We start from the raw sequence: 446 nt of genomic DNA on the forward strand, positions 1-446 counted from the left end.
GAGTTGGGAGGAACCCGGCGGACAACCGCCGGTCGTGTAGATGTAACAAGGGAGGAAGTACATGTTGCGCAAACTGCTTATCGGAACGGCTCTCGGGTCGGGCCTTGCGTTCGCGGCCCACGCCCAGGACGTCAAGGAAGTTGAGATGCTGCATTGGTGGACGTCGGGCGGCGAAGCGGCTGCTTTGAACGTGCTCAAGGAAGATCTGTCCAAGCAAGGCTTTGCCTGGAAGGACGTGCCCGTGGCTGGCGGCGGCGGCGACGCCGCCATGACCGCGCTGAAGGCGATGGTCGCGGCCGGCAATTACCCGACCGCCTCGCAGATGCTCGGCTATACCGTGCTCGATTATGCCGCGGCCGGCGTGATGGGCGACCTGACCGAGACGGCGGTAAAGGAAGGCTGGGACAAGTCCGTTCCGGCCGCCCTGCAGAAATTCTCGGTCTATG

General features: G+C 63.5%; 1 pseudogene. It reads left to right on the plus strand.

What is annotated here, in order from left to right:
- Positions 1-61: 61 nt before the first annotated feature.
- A pseudogene (locus EOA13_RS37620) lies at positions 62-446 on the plus strand (sugar ABC transporter substrate-binding protein); the annotation flags it as partial.

This window comes from Mesorhizobium sp. M7A.F.Ca.US.011.01.1.1 (assembly GCF_003998295.1).
GTDB lineage: Bacteria > Pseudomonadota > Alphaproteobacteria > Rhizobiales > Rhizobiaceae > Mesorhizobium.